The following is a 22,737-nucleotide window of genomic DNA, read 5'->3' as shown; positions in this document are numbered from 1 at the left end:
TGCGGGCGGCCGCAGCCGCCGTGGTCGGCGGTCATCCTCGCCGTGCTCTCGCTGGGAGCCACATGAGCCGGGCAACCCGCCCCGACCGGAGGGCCGGCTGCACACCGGTCCTGCGGTCGGTCCGTACCCGGGAAGCCGCGCAGGCGCCTCCGGTGTCGAGGTCTTCTCGCGCCCCGGCTCACTGGTTTCCCGGGTCCCGGCTCGCCTCCGCGCGGCCGGCGGCGATCTGGGCGGCCCAGCGCACCCGGAACGGCTGTCGCTCCTGCTCCGTCGCGCCCTGCGACCCGACGTCCGCACCTGCCGCCCCGCTCTCCGCCCCGGGGACCTGCTGCTGGACCCGGCGGGCGGTGTGGCGCTGGGCGGCCGCGACGGCCTCGGTCCGGCGCTGCTCGGCCTCGGCAGCGGCGCGCTGGCCGCGCGAGCGCATCGGGGCGCCGTCCTGGTGGGTCCAGGCCCGGAGGCGTGCGGCGAACCAGGCCCCGGGGTTCTCGATCCCGGTCACCGAGTCGTGGGTGTAGCGAACGCCCTGCGGCGTCCAGTCCAGGGCATGCAGGACGTCGGCGACGCTCCAGCCGGCCTCGAAGTGCGGCTCGGCGACGGCGACGACGTAGGCGGTGGTGATCCGGCGCAGCACCAGTGCGTGGTGCTGGATCTCCAGCCCGGCCCGGCGATGGACCTGCTGCCAGTCCTGGCGGGTCGCCCCGGCCGCCGGCGGCCGCACCGGCGCGTGAGCCGGCCACAGTGGAGCGGTCCGCCGGGCCAGGGCGGCCCGGACCTCACGCCGCTGGGCGTCGGCCCGGGCGGTCCTCCCTGCGGCCGGCTCCGCCGGAGAAGTCCTGCCGCGGGCGGGCGGGGGAGGAACCGACCTCTCCGTGGGGACCGCGCCGACCTCGGCATCCACCGGCATCGACTCCTCCTCCGGCTCCTCGAGAGCCTCTTCAGCGGTCCTCGGCGGCGACGGACGGCCCTCGGCCCCGGGGTCCCGGCCGGTGATCACGACGCCGGGCCCTCGCACGCCCGGCCGGACCGGGCGACCAGCAGCATGGCGCCCTCGGGGTCGCGCGCGCAGGCCACGGTCTCGCGCCACGGCATGGCCCGGGCACGGACCGGCACCGCCGAGCCGGGCCGGCTGGCCGCTTCGACGACGGCGGGAAGGTCCTCGACGCCGACGCACGGGCCCACCGCGTGACCGGTGGCGGGCAGCGGTGCGCCCTCGGGCAGCGGTGCGTTGCCGTGCAGCGCCGCCGAGGCGCCGACGCCCGGGCGGAGCCGACCGTCTCCCACGCCCAGCACGAGGCCGACCGGTTCTTCCTCCTCGGGGAACCGGCAGACCCGCACGGCGTGGGAGACGCGCTCGGAGAGGGCGCGGGCGTCCAGCAGATCCGCACAGTCGATGAGGGGGAACAGCTCGTGCCCGGTCATGGTCCGACAGTACCGAGGCAGCACCCCCGGGCGCACGACACCGTGCTGGGCCGGCCCCGGAATGTGCTCTACTCGGTCCCATGACCGGCCACGCCCTGCCAGAGAACCCCACGGCCGAGGATTTCCGCGCGCTGGCGCGCAGCTCGCCGTGGCGGTTCAGCACCGTGCACCTCACGCATCGGCGGCAGCGGGACGGCGGGAGCACCGCGAGCGGTGCGCCGGTCGAGGCCTGGCTCGACCGGCGCCGCGGCCGTCTCGTCGTCCGCTCCGCCGGGGAGACCGAGGTCGCCGGAGGGCCGTCCTGCGGCGAGGCCGTGGAGCTGGTGCTCCACGAGGACGCAGTGCGCGGCGGACGGCCACCGTCGTCCCCGGAGCCGGAGGTGGTGCTGCGCCCGGACGGTCTGGTCGGCCGGCGCCCGGAGGACTGGCACGACCACCACGGTGATCCGATGTGGCAGGACTACCGGTGGACGGCCATGCTCGACCCGGCCGAGCTGGGCCAGGGAGTGGACGTCAGCGACGTCATGGCCACGACGCTGCGGGGCCGCCCGACCTGGTCGGCCAGCTGCCGGCCGCTGGCCGGTGTCGGCGAGGAGTGGGCGAACGGCTACACCCCGCGGTGCGGGTGCTGCCCGCTCCTGGACAGTCGCGCCAGCCGGCTCCGCGAGTACGGCCCCGAGGACCCGACCCTCGCCGGCGGCGACCTCCCGACGGTGTACCGCGTGCACCTCGACGTGCAGACGGGCATCGTCGTGGACATCACCCCGCTGGACGGCATCGACGGGAGCAGTCTCACCACCGAGCTCCACGCCGTCGACGAACCCCTCGACCCACCGCTCAGCCCACCCCTCGACCCGCCCCGGTGACGGTCCGCCCCCACCGGCCCAGCGGCCTTCCGCCGATCCAGCACGTCAGGAGCACCACCGTGTCCCATTCCTCCGCCGGGCACCCCCTGCAGGGCCGGACTGCCCTCGTCACCGGGGTCTCCCGCCGCTGCGGCATCGGGTACGCGGTGGCGCTCGAGCTCGCCGCCCTGGGCGCAAGCGTGTTCCTCCACCACTACAGCCCCCACGACGCGGACCAGCCGTGGGGCGGCGACGACCTGGACGCGGTTCGCGCCGGGGTCCGGGCCGCGCTGCGGGACGGGGCGGTCACCGGCGACGTCTCCGCGGACCTGCGGGACGCGGCCGCCGTCGAGGACCTCGTGGACCGGGCCTGGGCCCTGACCGGGCAGCTGGACATCCTGGTCTGCAACCACGCCCGCAGCGGGGGCGACGGGTCCGTCCTGGACCTGACCGCCGAGACCCTGGACGCGTTCTGGGCCACCAACACCCGCTCCACCCTGCTGCTCACCCGGCACTTCGCCCACCGGCACGCCGCGACGACGGAGCGGACCGTGCCCGCCCGGCCCGGGGACTGGATCGGGCGGACCGGGCCGGTCGACGAGCGGACGGCGGGCCGGGTGTTCTGGATGACCTCGGGCCAGGGGGAGGGGCCGATGCGCGGTGAGGTCGCCTACGCCACGAGCAAGGCCGCCCTGGCCGGGGTGACTCCCACGGTGGCCGCGGAGCTGCTCGAGCTCGGCATCGTTCTGAACACGATCAACCCCGGACCGGTCGACACCGGCTACCTCGACCCGGGCACCACCGACCGGTCCCTGGCGGAGCTCGAGGCATGGCGGCAGACCACCCCGTTCGGCCGCTGGGGACGCCCTGCGGACCCGGCGCGGCTGATCGGCTGGCTGGCCACCGACCAGGGCGTGTGGGTCGTCGGCCAGGTGCTCACCACCGACGGAGGCCTGGGCCTGGCCTGAGCACACCGCCGGCCGTCCGCCCGCCCGGGTGCCCGGCTCCGTCAGGTCACAGACCATAGGATGGAGCGCATGTCCAGACCCCATGTGCGCCTGCTCGGCCAAGGCATCCGGTACCTGACCACCCTGCGCGGCGGAGGCTCCGCCTTCCCCGGCCTCGTGATGGAGCGGCTGCACCCCGGGTTCGTGGCCGAGGAGCTCGCGAAGCTGCCGCACGGCGTGGTGCTCATCAGCGGCACCAACGGGAAGACCACCACCACCAAGATGGCCGTCCAGCTGCTGCGCTCGCAGGGGTACAAGGTCTTCACCAACCGCACGGGCTCCAACTTCGTGCGCGGCGTGGCCGCCGCCCTGCTCGGGGAGATGAGCCTCACCGGCCGCCTCGACGCGGACGTCGCCGTGCTCGAGCTCGACGAGGCGCACGCCGTGCACTTCGTCAAGCAGGTCAAGCCCCGCCACGCGCTGCTGCTCAACGTCATGCGCGACCAGCTCGACCGCTTCGGCGAGATCGACACGACCCGGCGGATGCTCGCCCAGATCGCCGCGGCCACCACGGGCACCGTGGTGCTCAACCGCGAGGACCCCAGGATCGTCTCCCTCGCGGAGCACGTGCCCGAGGGCACGCAGACCCGCTGGTTCGGGCTGTCCGCGCCGCTGCGGCCCATGTTCCCCTCCGACGACGACATGCGCTCGGCCGGCGGGCCCGACGCCGAGGCCGACCACGAGGCGGAGCTGGCGCCCCGCCCGGCCGCCGACGTGGAGCTGACGTCCTTCGAGGCGAACCGGGTCCGCCTGACGGTGGGCGGGGAGCCCGTCGAGACCACCGTGGAGCTCTACGGCGTCTACAACATGTACAACGCGGCGGCCGCCCTGGCCGTGGCGCTCGCCGTGGCCGGCCCCGACGCGGACCGCGCCGCGCTGGTGGACGAGCTCTCCCGCGTGACCCCCGCCTTCGGGCGCGGCGAGACCATCACCGTGGGCGGCCACCCGCTGCAGCTGCTGCTCGTGAAGAACCCCGCCGGGTTCCGGCTCTCGCTGGCCTCGGCCCGGCCGGGCGACTACGCCACGATGGTCGCCATCAACGACGAGTACGCCGACGGCCGCGACGTCTCGTGGCTGTGGGACGTGGACTTCCACTCCCTGCGCTCGGGCGGCGTGGACGTGGTGGCCGGCACCCGGGCGTGGGACATGGCCCTGCGCCTGGACTACGACGAGGTGGCGGTGCGCGAGGTGGTCCCGGATCTCGGCGACGCCCTGCACCGCTTCGTCGCAGGGGCCGGGGATCGGCCCATGCGCGTCTTCTGCACCTACACGTCCATGCTCGAGCTGCGCCGGGAGCTGTCCCGCGTGGCCGAGGTCGCCGAGATCTGAGCGGAGCCCCGATGACCGACCGCACCGTCCACCTCGTCCAGCTCTACCCGCGGGACATGAACATCTACGGGGACTGGGGCAACACCCTCACCCTCAAGCGCCGGCTCGAGAAGTACGGCTACGCCGTGCGGCTGAGCGACCACAATCCCGGGGACCCGTTCCCGCCGGACGCCGACCTGCTGGTGGGCGGCGGCGGCCAGGACTCCGGGCAGTTCCGGGTCCAGGAGGACCTGCAGCGGATCGCCCCGGAGCTGCGGGCGATGGCCGCGGACGGCGTGCCGATGCTCGCGATCTGCGGGCTCTACCAGCTCTTCGGCCACGAGTTCCGCACCGGTGCCGGCGAGACCCTGCCCGGCATCGGCATCCTCGACCTGACCACGGTGGGCGGACCGACGCGCCTGATCGGCAACATCGTGCTGGAGTCCCCGGAGTTCGGGACCGTCGTCGGCTACGAGAACCACTCCGGGGTCACTCGTCTCGGCCCCGGTCAGACGCCGCTGGGGACGGTGCTCAAGGGCGCGGGCAACAACGGGGAGGACGGCACCGAGGGCGCGCGCGTGCACCACGTGGTGGGCTCCTACCTGCACGGTTCGATGCTGCCCAAGAACCCCGCCGTGGCCGACCACCTCATCCGGGCCGCCGTGGAACGCCGGCTCGGGGCCTTCGACGCCGCACCGCTGGACGACACCCTGGCCGAGCGGGCCCGGGAGGTCGCGCAGGCCCGGCCCCGCTAGACCCCCGGCCGGGGACGGGCGCACCCGGTAGAATGGACCAGGACTTCTCCGGCCCGTCCCGGCCACCGCCGGGGCGGGCCGTGCCGGGACGACGACCGACGCGTCCCGGCCGACCGTGAACGACTTCCCGAGGAGGGACGCATGTCAGGGCACTCCAAATGGGCCACGACCAAGCACAAGAAGGCGGCCATCGACGCCAAGCGCGCGAAGGCCTTCGCCAAGTACATCAAGGGCATCGAGGTGGCCGCGCGGATGGGCGGGCCCGACACCGCCGGCAACCCGGCGCTGGACCTGGCCGTGTCCAAGGCCAAGAAGAACTCGGTGCCGGTCGCGAACATCGACCGCGCGATCAAGCGCGGAGCGGGCCTGACCGGTGAGGTCGTCGACTACACCGAGATCCTCTACGAGGCCCGCGGCCCCCAGGGCACGGCGCTGTACATCGAGTGCCTCACCGACAACAAGAACCGCGCGGCCTCCGAGGTGCGCGTGGCCGTGACCCGCAACGGCGGCACGATGGCCGACTCCGGCTCCGTGGCGTTCCTCTTCGAGCGCAAGGGCGTCGTGGAGGTCACCCGCACCGACGGGCTGACCGAGGACGACGTGCTCATGGCCGTCCTGGACGCCGGCGCCGACGAGGTCGTGGAACAGGAGGACGTCTTCGAGGTCGTCTCCGAGGCCACCGACCTGCCCGCGATCCGCGCGGCCCTCGACGAGGCCGGGCTCGAGTACAACAACGACGACCCGCAGTTCCGCCCGAGCATGCTCGTGGAGCTGGACGCCGAGGGCGCGCGGAAGTTCCTGCGGCTGGTCGACGCCGTCGAGGAGCTCGACGACGTGCAGAACGTGTACGCCAACGCGGACATCCCCGCCGAGGTCATGGCCCAGCTCGACTCCGAGGACTGACCACGGTCACGCAGCGGATCCTCGGGGTGGATCCCGGACTGACGCGGTGCGGGTTCGGGCTGATCGACATGGCCGGCAACCGCACCGCGTCCTTCGTGGACGTCGGGGTGGCCGGCACGGATGCCGCCGACCCGCTCGACGCGCGCGTGCTGCGGATCTGGGAGGCCACCGAGCGGTGGATCGAGCGGTACCGCCCCGACGCCCTCGCCCTGGAGCGCGTATTCGCCCAGACCAACGTGAACACGGTCATCGGCACGGCCCACGCCTCCGGCGCGGTGATCGCCTCGGCGGCCCACCACGGGGTGCCGGTGGCCTGGCACACCCCCTCCGAGGTGAAGGCCGCGGTGACGGGGGAGGGGCGGGCCGACAAGGCGTCGGTGGCCCGCATGGTCGTGCGCATCCTCCGGCTCGACGAGGCGCCCCGGCCCGCCGACGCCGCCGACGCCCTGGCCATCGCCATCTGCCACGGCTGGCGCGGCGGCGGCACGGGCATGGACGCGACGGCCCGGACCGAGACGCACCAGGGTGCCCGCCCGCTGGCGGCCGCCCGCACGGGCATGACCGCCGCCCAGCGGGCCTGGGCGGAGGCGGAGCACCGGGCCAGGCGGGGTGGGCGGCGCTGAGTCGGTGCCCACTGCTAGAGTGGCCCGCGAGCCCATATTCGTAGATCTGTTCGAGCAACCGTGCTCGGCCCCCGCCGGGGCACGGGAAGGAGTCGCGCGGTGATCGCGTCCATCACGGGACAGGTCGAGCACGTCGGCCTCACCACCGCCGTCGTGGCCGTGGGCGGCTTCGGCGTCCAGGTCCAGGCGACGCCGGAGACCCTGGCCCGGCTGCGGATCGGGGGAGAGGTCCGGCTCGACACGGCGTACGTGGCGCGCAAGGACGAGGCTCCGCTGCTCTTCGGCTTCCGCAGCCCCGCCGAGCGCGAGGTCTTCGAGATCATGCTCGGCGTCAGCGGCGTGGGCCCCCGCACCGCCCTGGCGGTGCTGTCCGTGCTCGGTCCCGACGACGTCCACCGCGCCATCGCGCAGGGGGACGCCAAGGCCTTCACCACCGTCCCCGGCATCGGCCCCAAGGGCGCCCGCCGGATCGTGCTGGAGCTGGCCGACAAGCTCATCGTCCCGGACCGTCCCGCCCAGCCCGCCGCCGCCCCGATGGAGCCGTGGCGGGCGCAGGTGCTCGAGGCCCTCGTGGGCCTGGGCTGGAACGAGAAGGACGCCGCCCGCGGCATCGCCGACGCCCTCGACGGCCGCGAGGAGCTCGCCGCCTCCGGGGACGTCCCCACGATCCTGCGGACCGTGCTCGGGTGGCTCGGCGCGGCCAAGTCCGGGCCCCGCGCCACCGCCGGGCGGGGAGCCTGAGCATGGCCCGCGAGGACGGCGCCGCCGTGAACTCACGGGACCGGCTGGTCTCGGCCGAGGACGAGCCGGACGAGAAGCAGCTCGAGTCGGCGCTGCGGCCCGCGAACCTGGACGAGTTCGTGGGGCAGAAGCGGGTGCGCCAGCAGCTCTCTCTGGTGCTGGAGGCCTCCCGGCTGCGGGGCCGTTCCGCCGACCACGTCCTGCTCTCGGGGCCGCCCGGCCTGGGCAAGACGACCCTGGCCATGATCATCGCCGAGGAGATGGGCGCGCCCCTGCGGATCTCCTCCGGTCCGGCCATCCAGCACGCCGGCGACCTCGCCGCGATCCTGTCCTCCCTGACCGAGGGGGAGGTGCTGTTCCTCGACGAGATCCACCGGATGTCCCGGCCCGCCGAGGAGATGCTCTACATGGCGATGGAGGACTTCCGGGTGGACATCGTGGTCGGCAAGGGCGCCGGGGCCACGTCCATCCCGCTGGACCTGCCGCCCTTCACCCTGGTGGGCGCCACCACGCGCGCAGGCCTGCTGCCCGGCCCGCTGCGCGACCGGTTCGGCTTCACCGGCCACCTCGAGTTCTACTCCGTGGAGGAGCTCGAGCTCGTGCTGCGCCGCTCCGCCGGGCTCATGGACCTCGCGATGACCGCCGAGGGCTTCACCGAGGTCGCCTCCCGGTCCCGCGGCACCCCGCGCATCGCCAACCGGCTGCTGCGCCGGGTGCGGGACTGGGCGCTGGTGCACGGCATCGATCGGATCGACGCCCGCACCTCCTCCGCGGCCCTCGACATGTACGAGGTGGACGCCCGCGGCCTAGACCGGCTGGACCGCTCGGTGCTCGAGGCGCTCGTGACGAAGTTCGGCGGCGGCCCGGTGGGCCTGTCCACCCTCGCGATCGCGGTGGGGGAGGAGACCGAGACGGTCGAGACCGTGGCCGAGCCCTACCTGGTCCGCGAGGGCCTGCTCGGCCGGACGCCCCGGGGCCGGATCGCGATGGCGGCGGCCTGGGACCACCTGGGCCTGCGCCCGCCCGAGCACGCCGCGTTCCAGGACCCCGGGCTGCGGGCCGCCTTCGGCGGGACGGCCGGGGCTCCGGCCGCCGACGAGGACGCCCCGCCGCTGTTCGAGGACTGAGCGCGGCCGCAACCTGCGGACCGGCTCTCCGGGTGCGGTCCAGGACGCTCCGGGCCGGATCCCCTACCATGGTGAGGACACCGCCACCGATCGAACGGAAGTCCGTGAGCCCGCTCCTCCTCGCCCAGTCCCTCCCCGCCCAGGCCGCCCAGCCCACGGGAGGCGGCACCGCCTGGTTGCTGCCCCTGATGCTCGTGGCCATGGTGCTCCTGCTCTGGCTGCCCATGCGCCGGCAGAAGAAGGCCTTGGCCCAGGTCAAGGAGAAGCAGGCGGCCATGGGCCCCGGCACCGAGGTCATGACGAACTACGGCCTCTACGGAACGGTGCGCTCGATCGACCGGGACGCCAACAAGGTCGTCCTGGAGATCGCCCCCGGCACCGCCGTGACCGTGCACCTGCAGACCGTCACCACGGTCGTCGAGGACGAGGCGGCCCCCGCCGCGGCCCCCGAGACCCAGGCCGAGCCGTCCGTGGTCGAACCCGACGCACCCGGCGCGGGCTCGACCCCGGTCGAGCCCGTGGACGACGACACCCGGCGCGAGCCCGGGCAGCGCAACGACTGACCCCCCCACGGGACGACGGGCCGACCGATGGTCGGCCCGTTCCCATGCACAGGCCCGGCCCCACCGGGCCGTCGTTCCGAAGGAAGACCATGGCACTGACCACACGCAAGACCCCCGGTGACCCGGGACCCGCGGCACCGGACGGGCCGTCCGGGCGCGACGGCTCCACCGCGCCGGCGCGCTCGGGGGTGCGGGCGGCCCTCTCGACCGCCCGGCGGTCCCTGATCGGGCTGGTCGTGCTGCTCGCCCTGCTGGCCGGGCTGCTGGCCTGGGGCACGGGCACCGACCGCACCGGATGGGGACCCAAGCTGGCCCTCGACCTCGAGGGCGGGACGCAGATGATCCTCTCCCCGTCCCTGCAGGGCGAGGACGCCGGCCAGGAGATCACCGCCGAGCAGCTGGACCAGGCCGTGGAGATCATCCGCCAGCGCGTCGACGGCTCCGGCGTGGCGGAGGCGGAGATCGCCACCCAGTCCGGCAGCAACATCGTGGTCTCCATGCCCGGCGTGCCCTCCGCCCAGACCCGCGAGCTCATCCAGACCTCGGCGCAGATGAACTTCCGGCCCGTGCTCACCACCGCCGCGGCGGAGCCGGTGCCGGAGGACCAGCGCGTCGCCGACGACGAGGTGCCCGAGCCCACCGCCGAGCCCACCGACGCCTCCGACCCCAACTGGATCACCCCCGAGCTGTTCCGGGAGTTCGAGGAGACCGACTGCACCGTGCCGCAGTCCCCCGAGGAGCGGGAGGCCCAGGACCCCGGCGCACCCGTCGTCGCCTGCGAGCCCGAGACCGCCACCAAGTACCTGCTCGGACCGGTCGAGATCCAGGGCACCGAGATCGACGACGCCTCCTACGGCACGGCCCAGAACTCCCAGGGCGTGTCCCTGAACCAGTTCGCCGTGAACCTGCAGTTCGGCCCCGAGGCCACGGACACCTTCCGGCAGCTCTCCGAGCGGCTCTACGGCATCGGCAACGCCACGCCCGGCGACCCCCGCAGCCAGTTCGCGATCCTGCTCGACGGCCAGGTGGTCTCCGCCCCGCAGATGAACGCCGTGATCACCGACGGCCAGGCCCAGATCACGGGCCGGTTCACCGAGGAGCAGGCCAAGTTCCTGGCCGAGCAGCTCAAGTACGGTGCGCTGCCGATGAGCTTCGAGATTCAGTCGGAGCAGCAGATCTCCGCGACCCTCGGCGCCGACCAGCTGCGGATGGGCATCATCGCCGGGATCATCGGCCTCGTGCTCGTGTGCGTGTACTCGCTCTTCCAGTACCGGTGGCTCGGCCTCGTGACCATCAGCTCGCTCGTGGTCGCGGGCGTGCTCACCTGGCTGGCGATCACCCTGCTGGGCTGGTCCGCGAACTACCGGCTGTCCCTGGCCGGCGTGGCGGGCCTGATCGTGGCGATCGGCCAGACCGCCGACTCGTTCATCGTCTACTTCGAGCGCATCCGCGACGAGATCCGCAGCGGCCGCTCCATCCCCGCGGCGGTCGACCACGGGTGGCAGCGCGCCCGCCAGACCGTGCTCGCGTCCAAGGCCGTGAACCTGCTGGCCGCCGCGGTCCTGTACTTCGTGGCCGTCGGCAACGTGCGCGGCTTCGCCTTCACCCTCGGGCTCACCGCGATCGCCGACCTCCTCGTGGTGTTCCTCTTCACGCACCCGGTGATGGTCATGCTCGCCCGCACCCGCTACTTCGGCGGCGGCGGGAAGCACTCCGGGCTCAGCCCCGAGGCCCTCGACGCGGTGCCCCTGTACCGGGGCGCCGGGCGGCTGCGCGAACCCCGCGCCGCGGAGCACGACGGCCTGACCATCGCCGAGCGGCGCCGGCGCGCGGAACGGGCCGTGCCGCAGGACCCCCCGTCCGCGGCGGCACCGGACGGAGCGCCGGTCGGCGCGTCGTCGTCCGCCGCCCGCACCCCCGAGGAGAACGCCTGATGTCCCGGTTCGCAGATTTCGGCAACGCCCTGCACAGCGGGCGGACCTCCTACCCCTTCGTGGCCCGGGCCAAGCGATGGCTCGCGATCGTGGGGGTCCTCGTGCTGCTCTCCCTGCTCGTGCCCGTCGTCAAGGGCGGGTTCAACCTCGGCATCGACTTCACCGGCGGGTCCGAGTTCACGGTCTCCTCGGTGGCCGACCCGGACATCGACACCGGCCGGGGCGCCGTCGCCGGCTCCTCGGACGCCGCGGAGGTCGAGGTCACGAACATCGCCCCGGAGACCGTCCGGGTGCGCACCGAGCAGCTCGGCGACGACCAGACGCTCGCGGTCAAGGACGCCCTGGTCGACGCCTACGGTGTGAGCGAGGAGGAGGTCACCTCCAACTTCGTGGGTCCCACGTGGGGGGCCGGCGTGACCAGCCAGGCCCTGCGCGGCCTGGTGATCTTCGTGGTCCTGGCCACCGCCCTGATGGCCCTGTACTTCCGCACCTGGAAGATGTCGGTCTCGGCGGTCGCCGGCATGCTCGCCTCGGTGGCGATCACCGCCGGGATCTACTCGCTCGTGGGCTTCGAGGTCACCCCGTCCGCGGTGATCGGCTTCCTCACGGTGCTCAGCTACTCGCTCTACGACTCCGTGGTGGTCTTCGACAAGGTCCGGGAGAACACCGAGGGCCTGCTCGACGGCACGGCCCCGCCGGAGCGGTCCGGACGGACGTTCTCCGACCAGGTGAACCTCGCCGTCAACCAGACCTTGGTGCGCTCGATCAACACCTCCGTGGTCGGCATCCTGCCGGTCGGCTCGATCCTGTTCATCGGCTGGCTCGTCCTGGGTGCGGGCACCCTCAAGGACCTCTCCCTGTCCCTGTTCGTCGGCATCATCGTGGGCACCGCGGCCACCCTGTTCGTGGCCGCGCCGCTCTACGCGCTGCTGCGCCGCGGGGAGCCCGCCGTCCAGGAGCAGGAGGCGCGTGCGACGGCGTCGGCGGAGCGTGCCGCCGCGGAGCCCGTGGCGCACTAGACTGTAGCCACCGTAGGACGGGCCGTGCAGGAGCGGCCCGCCACAGCAGCACCTGTCGAACCCGATCCGGACTCGACGACCGGGGCGGCGGCCGCACGGCCGCCGCCCCGCGTGCATAGCATGGGAAGGAAGATTCGGTCATGAGCTCGTCCGACGACGGGGCCGTCCCCACGGACCAGGGCGCCGCACCGACCCCGCCGCGCCGCTCGGACATGGCCGGCACGCACTACGTGGTGCCCGCGTCCCGGCCGCTGCTCCGCCGGGCCGTGTTCCCGGGCCGCAGCGACCGCACCCGGTCGAGCCTGTCCTATCTCTCCGGCCGGCCGATGGACCACTCGCCGATCCTGGAGCCCCTGCTGCACACCGTGCGCGCCACCCACCCCGAGGAGGACCTCGAGGTCCTGCAGCGCGCCTTCAAGGTCGCGGAGAAGTGCCACGAGGGGCAGAAGCGCAAGAGCGGCGACCCCTACATCACCCACCCCGTGGCCGTGACCACGATCCTCGCCGAGCTCGGCATGACGGGCGCCACCCTGGTGGCCGCACTCCTCCACGACACCGTGGAGGACACCGACTACACCCTCGACCAGCTCCGCGCCGAGTTCGGCGAAGAGGTCGCCTCGCTCGTGGACGGCGTGACGAAGCTGGACAAGGTGCAGTACGGGGACGCCGCGCAGGCCGAGACCGTCCGCAAGATGATCGTGGCGATGGCCAAGGACATCCGGGTGCTCGTCATCAAGCTCGCCGACCGCCTGCACAACGCCCGCACCTGGCGGTTCGTCTCCCAGACCTCCTCCTCGAAGAAGGCCCGCGAGACGCTCGAGATCTTCGCCCCGCTGGCCCACCGGCTCGGCATGAACACGATCAAGTGGGAGCTCGAGGACCTCGCCTTCGCGGCGCTCTATCCCAAGGTCTACGAGGAGATCGTGCGGATGGTGGGGGAGCGCCAGCCCCAGCGCGAACGCTCGCTCGCCAAGATCCGGGAGCGGATCGCCCTGGACCTGTCCGAGGCCGGCATCGAGGCGACCATCACCGGCCGGCCCAAGCACTACTACTCGATCTACCAGAAGATGATCGTGCGCGGGAAGGACTTCGACGAGATCCAGGACCTGCAGGCGGTGCGGGTCCTGGTGAACACGGTGCGCGAGTGCTACGCGGCGCTGGGCGCCCTGCACGCGCGGTGGCGGCCGCTGCCGGGGCGGTTCAAGGACTACATCGCCATGCCCAAGTTCAACATGTACCAGTCCTTGCACACCACGGTGATCGGCCCGGACGGCCGGCCCGTGGAGATCCAGATCCGCACCCACGAGATGCACCGCCGCGCCGAGTACGGCGTGGCCGCGCACTGGAAGTACAAGGACCAGGCCAACCAGGCCAACTCCGCGACCCCGAAGGCCATGGAGGGCGACCTCGCCTGGCTCAGCTCGCTCGTGTCCTGGCAGGAGGAGACCCAGGACTCCTCCGAGTTCCTCGACTCCCTGCGCTACCAGATCAACACGTCCGAGGTGTACGTGTTCACCCCCAAGGGCGAGGTCATGGCCCTGCCCGCCGGCTCCACGCCCGTGGACTTCGCCTACGCCGTGCACACCGAGGTGGGGCACAAGACCATCGGAGCCCGGGTCAACGGCAAGCTCGTGCCCCTGTCCTCGGAGCTCCAGCACGGGGACTGGGTGGAGGTGCTGACCTCCAAGTCCGAGCACGCCGGGCCCTCGCAGGACTGGCTGAAGTTCGTGCAGTCCCCGCGGGCCCGCAACAAGATCCGCCAGTGGTTCTCCAAGGAGCGCCGCGAGGAGGCCATCGAGAAGGGCAAGGACGCGCTCACCCGTGCCCTGCGCAAGCACCACCTGCCCCTGCAGCGCACGCTGACCCAGGAGTCCCTGCTCGCGGTGGCCCAGGACTTCCACCGCACCGACATCAGCTCCCTCTACGAGGCGATCGGCTCCGACGTGGTCAGCGCCCACGACGTGGTCGCGAAGATCGTGGGCGACCTCGGCGGGGCCGACGGCGCCGAGGAGGACTTCGCAGAGACGACCATCGCCACCCAGCCGGTGCGTCCGCGGGTGTCCGACTCCGGGGTGACGGTCCAGGGCGCCTCGGACGTCTACGTCAAGCTCGCCCGCTGCTGCACCCCGGTGCCGCCGGACCAGATCACGGGCTTCGTGACCCGTGGTGCCGGCATCTCCGTGCACCGGAAGGACTGCGCCAACATGCTCGCCCTGACGTCCACCGAGCGGGTGGTGGAGGTCGAGTGGGCGCCCACGCAGTCCAGCGTGTTCCTGGTCGAGATCCAGGTGGAGGCCCTCGACCGCAAGTCCCTGCTCTCGGACGTCACCCGGGTGCTCTCCGAGAACCACGTCAACATCCTCTCCGCCTCGGTGCACACCTCGAAGGCGCGGCTGGCGATCTCCCGCTTCGCGTTCGAGATGGGGGACCCGCGCTACCTGGACCACGTGCTCAACCAGGTCCGCCGCATCGACGGGGTGTACGACGTCTACCGCACCTCGGGCAACCGGCCCATCTCGGAGCCGACCGGCCGCTGAGCCCGCCGGCCGCCGGGCGGCCGGGCTGAGCGCGGAACCGCCGCTGAGCCCATCGGTCGCCGGGGTGACCGGGCTGAGCGCGGAACCGCCGCTGAGCCCACCGGTGCCCGTGCCGCGCCGTCCCCGCATCGTGCCCGTACCGTCCTCCCGCGGACCGGACCACGGACAGTCCGGTCCATGCCCGGTCCTCTGGGCCGCCCTCGTCAACGGAGCGGGCGGCCGACGGCCCGAGCGGCGCGGCGGACCCGGAGCAGCGCCGCCTGCCGGCCGGGCATCCGCTCGAAGCTATCGAGGGCGGCCTGCACCAGCGGGGGTGGGCAGTGCAGGTGCGGGGCGTGCATGAGCTTCTCCAGGGCAGCGGCCCCCTCCCGCCCCGGCACGTGCAGGGCCAGGTCCACCGCGGTGCGCAGCGGCGTGGTGACGTGCACGGGCCCGGCGTCGTGGACGTCGTAGTCCCCCAGTGTGACCTGGTGCAGCGCCAGCCCCTCGGGGACCGGGGACATGGTGGTGCGGCGCAGCTTGTCCAGCAGCACCGGCAGGACGCTGGGGCGCCCGGCGCAGTCGTAGAACCACGCGGCGGACAGCCGCCCGAGCACCCCGCGCCGGAGCAGGTGCGGGGGCAGCTGCGCCTCCAGCGCCGCGACCTTCACCGCCCGGGTCACCGGGCGGCCGCGCAGCACGTGCGCCTCCAGCACCACGGGCACGAGCACCCCGTCCGTGACGAGGGCCGAGAGCTCGGCGCGCGAGAAGGGCCGCGCGGGCAGGAACAGGGTGTCGGGGTGCCAGGGCGGGGCGTCCATGGGCCCACTCTCGCCCACCGCCGCGGCACGGGAAAGGCCCCGGGGCGCGCTGTGGACAGCGCGCCCCGGGGCCCTCCGGCGCGTCCTCGGTCAGCGCAGGTCCGCCGCCGAACGGCGCAGCGTCTCGAGCCACTCGCGGCTCGTGGCGAGCTCGCCCTCCAGCTTGGCCGCGCGCTTGGTGTCCCCCGTGGCCTGCGCCCGGGCCAGCGCATCCTCCTGGTCCTCGATCTTCGACTCGAGCTGGGTGAGCATCGAGTTGGACCGCGCCTTGGTCTCCGGGTTGGAGCGCTGCCACTTCTCGTCCTCGACCTGGCGCACGGCGTCCTCCACGGCGCGCAGCTCGGCCTCGACCCGGCGCATGTGGGCCCGCGGGACCTTCCCCGCCTGCTCCCACCGGTCCAGGATGTCGCCCAGGGCCCGCCTGGCGGCCTTGAGGTCCGTGACCGGCAGCAGCGCCTTCGCCTCGGCGAGCAACTGCTCCTTCACGGCGAGGTTGCCCTCGAACTCCTCGTCGATCCGGTCGTTGTCGGCCTTGCGCGCCGCGAAGAAGGTGTCCTGGGCGGCGCGGAACCGCGCCCAGAGGGCGTCGTCGTCCTTCTTGGACGCGCGCTTGGACTCCTTCCACCGGTCCATCAGACGGCGGTACTCCGCGGCCGTGGCACCCCAGTCGGTGGAGCTGGACAGGGCCTCGGCCTCGGCGATGAGGGCCTCCTTGGCCTTCTTGGCCTCGGCGTTGTCGGCGTCCAGCTGCGAGAAGAACGCACGGCGGTTCCGGTCGAACGTGGTGCGCGCGGTGCGGAACCGCTTCCACAGGGCGTCCTCCGCGGCCCGGCCCAGGCGGATGCCCGACTTCTGGTGGGTCTTCCACTGGTCGAAGAGCTCGGCCATCCGCGCCGACGACTGCTTCCACTGCGTGCGCTGCGGGTCCTGGGCGGCGATCTGCTCCGCCTCCGCGACGATCGCCTCCCGCGCCGCGACGTTCTGGGCGCGCTGCGCCTCGTGGGCGGCCCGCTCGGCGGCCTCCAGCTCCCGGATCGCCGGGCGCAGGGCCTCCAGGCGGGACTCGAGGGCCTTGACGTCCCCGAGCATCGTGCGCTGACCGACCTGCTCGGCGAGGTGCTCCACCGTGCTCTGCATGTCGGCCGAGGGCGCGCCCGCGGCCACCCGCTGCTCGAGCAGCGCGACCTGCGCCTCGACGTCGTCGAACTTCCGGGCGAAGTAGCCCAGCGCCTCGTCCTCGGTGGCGTCCGGGAACTGCCCGCAGAGGACCTCCTCGCCGTCGACGACCACGTAGACGTGGCCGTCCTCCGTGACCCGGCCGAAGGCCCGGGCACGGGCGACGGACTCGGGTGAGGCGAGTGCCGGCGCCGCCGACGAGGTCGCCGCCGAGGCCGGGGCCGACGCCGGGGCCGCGGCCGGCGGGACCTCCGCGGGCGTGGGGGCCGGGCCGGGGGAGGCCTGCGCCGGTGCCGCGGGGGCGCCGGGCCGGGGGGCCCCCGGCTTCGGCACGGGTCCCGGGGCGGGGGCGGGGCGGGGCGTGGGCCGGTCGTCGGATTCGAGACGTTCTGTCACCGCTGAAACTCTTTCGCTCTCGCCGGCGGCGGCCCCGGGAGCGTGCCCGGCGTCGTCGTCCGGCTTCGGACTGTCGTCAGACCCATACTACCGAGGCGACCACCTCCGGCTGTCGGGTGCCCACCGGGGCCGCCCCAGGTGCAGCCCCGCGCGCCGCCGTCGGCCCGGGGCCGGAGGCCACGGCGCGGGGCCGGGTCCGGCCGGGGCTTTGGGCCGGGCCCCGGGGGGTCCCTAGGATGAGTGCGGAACCGTCGGGCCCGTCCGGGCCGGCTGTCCACCCGTCCCGCCGCCGCCCACCCGAGGAGCACGTCCCCATGGCCCGCAAGACCTCCCTGTCCGGTTTCCCCGAATGGCTTCCGGAGGAGCGTCTGGTCGAGCTGCACGTCCTCGACGTCCTGCGGGAGAGCTTCGAGCTGCACGGGTTCTCCTCGATCGAGACCCGCGCCGTCGAGACGGTCGGGCAGCTGCTGCGCAAGGGCGAGATCGACAAGGAGGTCTACGTCGTCTCCCGCTTGCAGGAGGACGAGGACGCCGCCCCCGCCGAGCGCGGTGACGACCAGCTCGCGCTGCACTTCGATCTCACCGTGCCCTTCGCCCGGTACGTGGTGGAGAACGGCGGGCACCTCGCCTTCCCGTTCCGCCGCTACCAGATCCAGAAGGTGTGGCGCGGCGAGCGCCCCCAGGAGGGACGGGCCCGCGAGTTCACCCAGGCGGACATCGACGTGGTGGGCGACGGCACGCTGCCGTTCCGCTACGACGTCGAGCTCGCGCTCGTGATGATCGACGCGCTGTCGAGGCTGCCCATCCCGCCGTTCGTGCTGCGCGTCAACAACCGCAAGCTGGCCGAGGGGTTCTACCAGGGCATCGGCCTGCAGGACACCGCAGGGGTGCTGCGCAACATCGACAAGCTCGAGAAGATCGGCCCCGAGCGGGTCGCCCAGGCCCTGTGCGACGAGGTCGGTGCCACCCCCGAGCAGGCGCAGGCCGCGCTGCAGCTGGCGGCGATCCGCACCGAGGACACCTCCTTCGTGGACCAGGTCCGTGCGCTCGGGGTCAACACCCAGCTGCTCGAGGAGGGGCTGCGCGAGCTCGCCGAGGTGGTGGGGGAGGCCTCCCGCCGCGCCCCCGGCACGGTGGTCGCCGACCTCTCGATCGCCCGCGGGCTCGACTACTACACCGGCACCGTCTACGAGACCGTGCTCGTGGGCCACGAGCAGCTGGGCTCCGTGTGCTCCGGCGGCCGGTACGAGTCCCTCGCGTCCACCGGCAAGAAGACCTACCCTGGCGTGGGCCTGTCCGTGGGCGTCACCCGGCTCGTTTCCCGCATCCTGTCCCAGGGGATGGCCGCGCCCTCCCGCAAGGTCCCCACCGCCGTGCTGGTCTCGCTGGCGGACGAGGAGTCCTGGTCCCCGGCCCAGGACGTGGCCCAGCAGCTGCGCGAGCGCGGCATCGCGTGCGAGGTCTCCGCGAGCGCGGCCAAGTTCGGCAAGCAGATCCGCTACGCCGAGCGCCGAGACATCCCCTACGTGTGGTTCACGGTCCGCGGCGAGGACGGCATGCTCGCCCACGAGGTCAAGGACATCCGCTCGGGCGAGCAGGTCTCCGCCGACCCGGCCTCCTGGGCCCCGCCGGCCGCGGACCTGCGCCCGGTCGTGCGCGCCGCGGGGTCCTGACCCGGTGCTGACCGCCCGCCCTCCCGCTCCGCCGCCCCGCCGGCTGCGCCGCGTCCGCACCCTCTGCCCGCCCGTTCCGCCGAGTCCCCGGTCCCGCTCCGAGCCCCCAGTTCCGTTCCGTTTCCCCAGGTTTTTTCTGGGGAATTGCGGCTGAAGTGGGGACTCGGCGCCGATGGCGTCGAGAGGTTGGGGACTGGGCGCGAGATGGTGACCGGGGGGTGGGGACTGTGGGCGCCGGTGGCGTCAAGCATGTGGGGGCTCGGCGCGGGCAGTGGCCGGAGGGTGGGGACTGGGCCCCGGTGGCGTCAAGCATGTGGGGGCTCGGCGCGGGCAGTGGCCGGAGGGCGGGACTCGGCCCGTGGTGACGGGACCCCGTGCGGGGACTCAGCGCCGCCGCGCCAGTGCCAGGGCTCGTCCGGCCAGGCCCACGGCGAAGACCCCGAGCATGGTGAGCACCGACTGCCACGGGAGCGTGACGGCCAGCACCAGGCAGCCGGCCAGCCCGAGCGCGTTGACCGCCCGCGGCGCCCATCCCGGGCGCTGCTCGAGCGTGAGCGCCGAGAGGTTGGCCAGCGCGTAGTAGACGAGCACCCCGAAGCTCGAGAACCCGATGACCGTGCGCACGTCGCCGGCCAGCACGAGCACCACCACGATCCCGGCCACGGCCAGCTCCGCCGCCCACGGCACCCGGTGCCGCTGCGACACCGCGCCCAGCGGGCCGGGGAGGTCGCGCTCGCGGGCCATGGCCAGGGCCGTGCGCGAGATCCCGGCGACGAGGGCCAGCAGCGCCCCCAGCGTGGCCAGGGCGGCGGCCGCGGTGACGACGACGGCGCCCGCGGCCGCCGGCCCGGCCGCCCAGCCGGACTCCCGCACCGCGGTCAGCAGCGGGGCGGTCGACGCCGCCAGCCGGTCGACGCCGAGGAAGCGCAGCAGCCCGAGACCGAGCAGTCCGTAGAGCAGCAGCGTGAACGCCAGCGCCCCCAGCACGGCCCGGGGGATGGTGCGGGCCGGGTCCCGGACCTCCTCGCCCAGCGTGGCCACCCGGGCGTAGCCGGCGAAGGCGAAGAAGAGGATGCCCGCCGCGGGGAGTACACCCCACCCGGACCCGTCCCACGCGGCGGCTCCGGTCCCGGGGTCATCTCCCGGACCGGACCCGCCCGCGGCGGGACCCGTACCCGAGAGCAGCAGGACGGCCACCGCCAGCAGGACCACCACCACCGGGGCCACCAGCAGCTTCGTCAGCCGGGCGGTGCGCGTGACCCCCCCGAGGTTCACCGCGGTGAGACCGAGGACGGCGGCCACGGCGAGCAGCCGCGCCCCGGCGTCGTCGGTCCCCGCGAGCTCCGCGGCGTAGAGGCCGAAGGTCAGTGCCATCGCCGCCGCGGACGCGGTCTTGCCGGTCACGAAGCCCCAGCCGGCCACGAACCCCGGCCACGGGCCCAGCTGCCGGTTCGCATAGAGGTACGTGCCGCCGGAGGCGGGGTGGACGGCGGCCAGCTGGGCGGTGGAGGTGGCGTTGCACCACGCGACCACCGCGGCCAGCAGCAGGGCCGCGGGCAGCCACGGCCCGGCGAACGCGGCGGCGGGGGCGAAGGCCACGAACACCCCGGCCCCGACCATCGAGCCCACCCCGATGACGGTCGCGTCGAGCGCGCCCAGGCGGCGGGCCAGGGCCGGGTGGCCGGGGGAGGTGCTCATGGTCGTCCTGTCGTCGTCCTGGTCCCGGAGTGCCGGGCTGTAAACTCGTCTTTCGGAACGAGAGTAGGGGCACCGGGGAAACACCGGGCCAACGCGCGATGAGCGCGGCCCCGTCCGCACCTCCCGAACAACGAAGGGTTTTTCAGTGCTGCGCACCCACAACCTCGGCGCCCTGCGCGCCGAGCACATCGGAGAGACCGTCACGCTGGCCGGCTGGGTTGGCCGGCGCCGCGACCACGGAGGGGTGGCCTTCCTGGACCTGCGCGACGCCTCCGGGGTCGCCCAGATCGTGGTGCGCGACGAGGCGGACTTCCACCACCTGCGCAACGAATTCGTCCTGCAGATCACCGGCACCGTGGAGCGCCGCCCCGAGGGCAACGAGAACCCGGCTCTGGCCACCGGCGAGGTCGAGGTCATGGCCGAGACCGTGACCGTGCTCAACACCGCCGCCGCGCTGCCCTTCCAGATCGACGAGCACGTGGAGGTCGGGGAGGACGCCCGGCTGCGGCACCGCTATCTGGACCTGCGCCGGCCCGAGCCGGCCCGGATCATGCGGCTGCGCTCGGACGCCAACCGGGTGGCCCGCGAGATGCTCCACGAGGACGGGTTCACCGAGGTCGAGACCCCCACGCTGACCCGCTCCACCCCCGAGGGCGCCCGCGACTTCCTGGTCCCGGCCCGCCTGGCCCCGGGCTCCTGGTACGCCCTGCCCCAGTCCCCGCAGCTGTTCAAGCAGCTGCTGCAGGTCGGCGGGATCGAGAAGTACTACCAGATCGCACGCTGCTACCGGGACGAGGACTTCCGCGCCGACCGGCAGCCAGAGTTCACCCAGCTCGACATCGAGGCCTCCTTCGTCGAGCAGGACGACGTCATCGCCCTCGGCGAGCGCATCGTGGCCGCCCTGTGGCAGCTCATCGACGTGGAGATCCCCACCCCCATCCGCCGGATGACCTACGCCGAGGCGATGGCCAAGTACGGCTCCGACAAGCCGGACCTGCGCTTCGGCCTGGAGCTCACCGAGCTGACCGAGTACTTTCAGGACACCACCTTCCGCGTGTTCAAGGCCCCCTACGTGGGCGCCGTGGTCATGCCGGGTGGGGCGTCCCAGCCGCGCCGCACCCTGGACGCCTGGCAGGAGTGGGCCAAGCAGCGCGGGGCCAAGGGCCTGGCCTACGTGCTCGTCGGCGAGGACGGCACCCTGAGCGGGCCGGTGGCCAAGAACATCACCGAGGCCGAGCGCGAGGGCCTCGCCGCCGCGACCGGCGCGCAGCCCGGGGACTGCATCTTCTTCGCCGCCGGCGAGAAGAAGTCCTCCCGCGCCCTGCTGGGCGCCGCCCGCGTGGAGATCGGCCACCGCACCGGGCTGATCGACGAGGACGCCTGGGCGTTCGTGTGGATCGTGGACGCGCCCCTGTTCGAGTCCGCGGCCGAGGCCGTCGAGTCCGGGGACGTCGCCGTGGGCGCCGGCCAGTGGACCGCCGTGCACCACGCGTTCACCGCGCCCAAGCCCGAGTTCCTGGACAGCTTCGACCAGGACCCCGAGCACGCGCTGGCCTACGCCTACGACATCGTGTGCAACGGCAACGAGATCGGCGGCGGCTCCATCCGCATCCACCAGCAGGACGTGCAGCGCCGCGTCTTCGAGGTCATGGGCATCGGCCGGGAGGAGGCCGACGAGAAGTTCGGCTTCCTGCTCGAGGGCTTCAAGTACGGCGCGCCCCCGCACGGCGGCATCGCCTTCGGCTGGGACCGCGTGGTCGCCCTCCTGGCGGGCACGGACTCCATCCGCGAGGTCATCGCGTTCCCGAAGACCGGCAACGGCTTCGACCCGCTGACCGCCGCCCCGGCGCCGATCACCCCGCAGCAGCGCAAGGAGGCCGGGGTGGACGCCAAGCCCGAGGCCAAGGCCGGCGCCGCGTCCCAGGCGCCGTCCGGGGACCGGGCGAAGAAGCCGGTCGACGCCTGATCCGTCAGCGCTTCTCCCCGCAGGGGCCGGTCCCTGTCGTGCACGACGACGACGGGGACCGGCCCCTGCGCGTACCGGCGCCGTCCGGCAGGCCGAGCTGGTAGGGCCGGGTGGGCCGGGCCGGTGGGGCCGATCCGGCCGGGCCGATGGGCAGGTCCCACTGGGCTGATCGAGGCGGGCAGGCCCCGCCGGACGAGCTCCGCCCGGGCAGGCGCAGCCGCGCAGGCGCGCCGGGGCGGTGCGG

The 22,737-nt window shown here is 73.7% G+C and carries 19 protein-coding genes; 14 read left to right on the top strand and 5 right to left on the bottom strand.

What is annotated here, in order from left to right; translation table 11 throughout:
* Window positions 1-178: 178 nt before the first annotated feature.
* Window positions 179-907, bottom strand: coding sequence for a hypothetical protein (locus ABD220_RS07115; RefSeq protein WP_344121094.1), 729 nt, complete (start codon window positions 905-907; stop codon window positions 179-181).
* 86 nt (window positions 908-993) lie between these two features.
* Window positions 994-1,422 carry a bleomycin resistance protein gene (locus tag ABD220_RS07110; protein WP_344121092.1) on the bottom strand — a complete coding sequence of 143 codons (429 nt, stop codon included), beginning with the start codon at window positions 1,420-1,422 and terminating at the stop codon, window positions 994-996.
* Window positions 1,423-1,502: 80 nt separating this feature from the next.
* On the opposite strand from ABD220_RS07110, the gene ABD220_RS07105 reads away from it, so the two are divergent.
* The 12 genes from ABD220_RS07105 (at window position 1,503) to ABD220_RS07050 (ending at window position 14,784) form a co-directional block, all read left to right on the top strand.
* On the top strand, window positions 1,503-2,288 hold the full coding sequence (locus ABD220_RS07105; protein WP_344121091.1) for a hypothetical protein: 786 nt from the start codon (window positions 1,503-1,505) through the stop codon (window positions 2,286-2,288).
* 59 nt (window positions 2,289-2,347) lie between these two features.
* Window positions 2,348-3,235 carry an SDR family oxidoreductase gene (locus ABD220_RS07100; protein WP_344121089.1) on the top strand — a complete coding sequence of 296 codons (888 nt, stop codon included), beginning with the start codon at window positions 2,348-2,350 and terminating at the stop codon, window positions 3,233-3,235.
* Window positions 3,236-3,295: 60 nt separating this feature from the next.
* The gene (locus ABD220_RS07095) at window positions 3,296-4,603 is read left to right on the top strand and encodes a MurT ligase domain-containing protein (protein WP_344121087.1); all 1,308 of its coding nucleotides are present in this window, start codon (window positions 3,296-3,298) and stop codon (window positions 4,601-4,603) included.
* An 11-nt stretch (window positions 4,604-4,614) separates the two neighbouring features.
* Window positions 4,615-5,337, top strand: coding sequence for a type 1 glutamine amidotransferase (locus tag ABD220_RS07090; protein ID WP_344121085.1), 723 nt, complete (start codon window positions 4,615-4,617; stop codon window positions 5,335-5,337).
* Window positions 5,338-5,478: 141 nt separating this feature from the next.
* On the top strand, window positions 5,479-6,240 hold the full coding sequence (locus ABD220_RS07085) for a YebC/PmpR family DNA-binding transcriptional regulator (RefSeq protein WP_344121083.1): 762 nt from the start codon (window positions 5,479-5,481) through the stop codon (window positions 6,238-6,240).
* A 26-nt stretch (window positions 6,241-6,266) separates the two neighbouring features.
* A complete protein-coding gene (ruvC, locus tag ABD220_RS07080) occupies window positions 6,267-6,863 on the top strand; it encodes a crossover junction endodeoxyribonuclease RuvC (RefSeq protein WP_344121081.1) in 597 nt (198 codons plus the stop codon).
* Between the two features lie 99 nt (window positions 6,864-6,962).
* Window positions 6,963-7,604 (top strand): Holliday junction branch migration protein RuvA, encoded by a 642-nt coding sequence (ruvA, locus tag ABD220_RS07075; RefSeq protein WP_344121079.1) that lies wholly within the window; start codon window positions 6,963-6,965, stop codon window positions 7,602-7,604.
* Window positions 7,605-7,606: 2 nt separating this feature from the next.
* Window positions 7,607-8,731 (top strand): Holliday junction branch migration DNA helicase RuvB, encoded by a 1,125-nt coding sequence (gene ruvB / locus ABD220_RS07070; RefSeq protein WP_344121077.1) that lies wholly within the window; start codon window positions 7,607-7,609, stop codon window positions 8,729-8,731.
* Between the two features lie 104 nt (window positions 8,732-8,835).
* The gene (locus ABD220_RS07065) at window positions 8,836-9,294 is read left to right on the top strand and encodes a preprotein translocase subunit YajC (RefSeq protein ID WP_344121075.1); all 459 of its coding nucleotides are present in this window, start codon (window positions 8,836-8,838) and stop codon (window positions 9,292-9,294) included.
* Between the two features lie 89 nt (window positions 9,295-9,383).
* The gene (gene secD / locus ABD220_RS07060) at window positions 9,384-11,228 is read left to right on the top strand and encodes a protein translocase subunit SecD (RefSeq protein ID WP_344121073.1); all 1,845 of its coding nucleotides are present in this window, start codon (window positions 9,384-9,386) and stop codon (window positions 11,226-11,228) included.
* Window positions 11,228-12,247 carry a protein translocase subunit SecF gene (gene secF, locus ABD220_RS07055; RefSeq protein WP_344121071.1) on the top strand — a complete coding sequence of 340 codons (1,020 nt, stop codon included), beginning with the start codon at window positions 11,228-11,230 and terminating at the stop codon, window positions 12,245-12,247. The genes secD and secF overlap by 1 nt, the downstream gene beginning before the upstream one ends.
* A gap of 140 nt (window positions 12,248-12,387) precedes the next feature.
* The gene (locus ABD220_RS07050; protein WP_425552524.1) at window positions 12,388-14,784 is read left to right on the top strand and encodes a RelA/SpoT family protein; all 2,397 of its coding nucleotides are present in this window, start codon (window positions 12,388-12,390) and stop codon (window positions 14,782-14,784) included.
* A gap of 203 nt (window positions 14,785-14,987) precedes the next feature.
* Here the strand turns inward: ABD220_RS07050 and ABD220_RS07045 are convergent, their stop codons facing one another.
* Both ABD220_RS07045 and ABD220_RS07040 read right to left on the bottom strand, forming a co-directional pair.
* Complete coding sequence (locus ABD220_RS07045; protein WP_344121070.1) at window positions 14,988-15,584, bottom strand: type IV toxin-antitoxin system AbiEi family antitoxin; 597 nt, start codon at window positions 15,582-15,584, stop codon at window positions 14,988-14,990.
* A 90-nt stretch (window positions 15,585-15,674) separates the two neighbouring features.
* Window positions 15,675-17,156: a DUF349 domain-containing protein gene (locus ABD220_RS07040; protein ID WP_425552523.1), complete on the bottom strand. Its 1,482-nt coding sequence runs from the start codon at window positions 17,154-17,156 to the stop codon at window positions 15,675-15,677.
* 314 nt (window positions 17,157-17,470) lie between these two features.
* Between ABD220_RS07040 and hisS the strand changes: the two genes are divergently transcribed.
* The gene (gene hisS / locus ABD220_RS07035) at window positions 17,471-18,829 is read left to right on the top strand and encodes a histidine--tRNA ligase (RefSeq protein ID WP_344121068.1); all 1,359 of its coding nucleotides are present in this window, start codon (window positions 17,471-17,473) and stop codon (window positions 18,827-18,829) included.
* Window positions 18,830-19,213: 384 nt separating this feature from the next.
* On the opposite strand, the gene ABD220_RS07030 is transcribed toward hisS, so the two are convergent.
* Complete coding sequence (locus tag ABD220_RS07030) at window positions 19,214-20,527, bottom strand: APC family permease (RefSeq protein ID WP_344121067.1); 1,314 nt, start codon at window positions 20,525-20,527, stop codon at window positions 19,214-19,216.
* Between the two features lie 145 nt (window positions 20,528-20,672).
* Here ABD220_RS07030 and aspS point away from each other — a divergent pair, with 145 nt between their 5' ends.
* Complete coding sequence (aspS, locus tag ABD220_RS07025; RefSeq protein WP_344121065.1) at window positions 20,673-22,493, top strand: aspartate--tRNA ligase; 1,821 nt, start codon at window positions 20,673-20,675, stop codon at window positions 22,491-22,493.
* Window positions 22,494-22,737 lie beyond the last annotated feature (244 nt).

It is taken from the genome of Kocuria aegyptia (assembly GCF_039530085.1).
GTDB classification, from domain to species: domain Bacteria; phylum Actinomycetota; class Actinomycetes; order Actinomycetales; family Micrococcaceae; genus Kocuria; species Kocuria aegyptia.
The sequence above is the reverse complement of the archived record's forward strand: the minus strand, read 5'-3'. Positions and strand labels throughout refer to the sequence as shown.